A 2,541-nucleotide genomic window follows, 5' to 3' on the forward strand; every position below is an offset into this window, starting at 1 on the left:
AACAGCGATAACGCGCTGGTCGATTACGCCATCAAGACGTCGGAAGCCCTGAAAGCCAAGGCGAACGCTGCGGGCAGCGAAGCCGACAAATCCGCCCTGTTGGAGAAGGCGAGAAAAACCGCCGTCTACAAGCTGGCCGATTCGATCGCGACGAACAGCAGGGAAGCGCGAGCCGTGACCTGCAGCGGCACTATCTTCGTCACAGTGGAAGGCGAGACGGTGCAGAAGATGGTGGATTACAGGGTGGACCAAGGGCAGGACGGCAAGCTGTCGGTTTCGGTCAGTCCGTTCAAGTTCGATCCGGGGAAGGGTTGATGAAGCCTGAGAATCCGAGTGATGGTTTGACAGCATGACCTGCGAGGCCGGCAGACCCATCGCGTCATTGCGAGTTGGGACCGGTGTTTAAGGCACCGACCCGCTTTGAATGAAACTTTGCGTTGATCGCAGGTATGGTATTTTGGGGAGGTCGGCGGCAGAGAGGTCGGTTTCTCCCTGGTGCGCGAGAGCCCGGTTGCGAGTTGGGCCTGGGTTGCCTGGATGACCCACATTGGCGCGAATTGAGCACGCTTCCTAGGATTCTTTTCTGACAGGCGCCTGTGCCGTCGGCGCGAGCCGTGAAGGAGAAGAGCATGGATGTCCTGTACGAGAGAGTTGCCGGTCTTGATGTCCACAAGGATACGGTGGTGGCTTGTGTGCGGATCATGGCCGATGGCAAGCCGAAGCGGGAATGCCGGACGTTTGCGACGACGACGGAACAGCTTATGGAGCTGAGAGCGTGGCTGGCAGAATGCCGGTGCACGCAGGTGGCGATGGAGGCGACGGGTGTCTACTGGATGCCGGTGTTCAGGATTCTGGATGAGGGCGGGTTCGAATTGATCCTCGCCAATGCGGCGCACATCAAGAATGTTCCTGGGCGCAAGACCGACATGAACGATGCGATGTGGCTGGCCGACCTGCTGGCTTGCGGTCTGATCAAGGCGAGCTTCGTCCCGCACGAAGATATGCAGGAGTTTCGTGGGCTGACGCGGACCCGCAAGCAACTGGTGCGCGAGCAGACGCGACATGTGCAGCGGATCGAAAAGACGCTGGCAGAAGCCAATATCAAGCTCAGTTCCGTGCTCAGCGACATCATGGGCGCGAGCGGGCGACGGATGATCGAGGCGATGATCGCAGGCGTGCGCCAGCCGAAACAGTTGGCCGAGCTTGCCGGCAAGCAGATCAAGGCAACGCCGAAAGAGCTCTATGACGCCTTGCATGGACGGCTGACGGATCACCACCGCTTCCTGCTCGAGCTTCACCTCAAGCAATGGGACAGCTTGGATGAGACGATCCGGAAGATCGATTTGGAAATCGATCAGCGGATCGGGCGTGCGGACGCGCAGAGTGGGGCAGGCCAACCGCCCTTTCGTGCCTTGATCGAACTGCTCACCACGATTCCGGGCGTCAGCACCGTGGCCGCGCCGGCGATCCTGTCCGAGATTGGGCCCGATATGAGCCGCTTCCGGACCGCGGGCCACCTCCTCGCCTGGGCCGGATTGTGCCCGGGCAAGAATGAAAGCGCCGGCAAGCGCAAGCCGTCCCGCCTGCGCAAGGGAGCGCCCTGGCTCAAGACCATGCTTGTGCAATGCGCCTGGGCTGCCAAACGCAAGAAGGACAGCTACTACAGAGCCCAGTTCTTCCGCCTGCAAAGCAGGCGCGGACCACAAAAAGCCATTTGTGCCGTCGCCGCCTCGATCCTCACGGCGATCTACCACATCATCAAGGACGGCACCGAACACCATGACCTCGGAGGCGCCTACTTCGACCGCCGACCCGTCGAACTCAAGGCCAGCCATCTCGTCGCTCGCCTCAAAAAGCTCGGCTTCACCGTGCAACTCCAGCCCATCCCGGAGGCCGCCTAGCTCTATCAACCGCCCGTTTCTTCCTAGGAGCGAAGCGACGAAGCAATCCAGAGTTTCTCCGCGGCGGGTAGTGGATTGCTTCGCTTCGCTCGCAATGACGACGGTTGGCTGGCTCATTCCATTTCCAGCCATTCCGCCGCGCCGCGCCACAGCGTGTCGCGATGCTCGGGGCGGAAGAAGCCGAAATGGCCGATCCTGCCGACGCCGAGATCGGCGGGCGCAACCGTGATGATCTCGGGCTTGGTCGACGAATAGCGCTTGCACAGCAATTCGACGGCCGGCGGCGTCGCCCAGGGGTCATCCGAGAAGCACAACGCGCGCATCGGGTGGGTATATTTTTCGAAATTGGGGAGGCCGCTCAGCGAATTGTCGTCAAACAGATAGCGCGGGCTGTTCACCCATTTTGCCCATTGCAGGAACACCCCCTTCGGCAGATCCATGCCGACGCCGGCCCAGCCCGGGGCGTAGCCCAGCGTCTTGGTCAACGGCGTGCCGACGAAATTGAGCATCGCATAGACGCGGTAGCGCTCGGGCGAGGTCATCAGCTTCCAGTATCCGGCTTGCGCGGCGACGAGCAGCGCGCGCGAAACCTCGCTGTTGTTCGCCAGCAGCCCGAGCGTCTGGCCGCCGAAGGAATGGC

Annotated in this window: 2 protein-coding genes and 1 pseudogene; 2 read left to right on the top strand and 1 reads right to left on the bottom strand. The window is 61.5% G+C overall.

The window, feature by feature from the left end; genetic code table 11:
* Together VJV58_RS16575 and VJV58_RS16580 are read left to right on the top strand one after the other, a co-directional pair.
* The coding region (locus VJV58_RS16575; protein ID WP_324138450.1) for a hypothetical protein at positions 1 to 315 on the top strand (315 nt) is incomplete at its 5' end.
* Between the two features lie 314 nt (positions 316 to 629).
* On the top strand, positions 630 to 1,901 hold the full coding sequence (locus VJV58_RS16580) for an IS110 family transposase (RefSeq protein ID WP_324138451.1): 1,272 nt from the start codon (positions 630 to 632) through the stop codon (positions 1,899 to 1,901).
* Positions 1,902 to 2,014: 113 nt separating this feature from the next.
* Here VJV58_RS16580 and VJV58_RS16585 read toward each other — a convergent pair.
* A pseudogene (locus VJV58_RS16585) lies at positions 2,015 to 2,541 on the bottom strand (alpha/beta hydrolase); the annotation flags it as partial.

Origin of the sequence: Bradyrhizobium sp. (genome assembly GCF_035273305.1) — a bacterium.
In the GTDB taxonomy this organism is placed as follows: Bacteria; Pseudomonadota; Alphaproteobacteria; order Rhizobiales; family Xanthobacteraceae; genus Bradyrhizobium.

Bases quoted from the DNA above. Each gene is read 5' to 3' on its own strand.
- VJV58_RS16580 (WP_324138451.1), top strand. From the start codon at position 630: ATGGATGTCCTGTACGAGAGAGTTGCCGGTCTTGATGTCCACAAGGAT.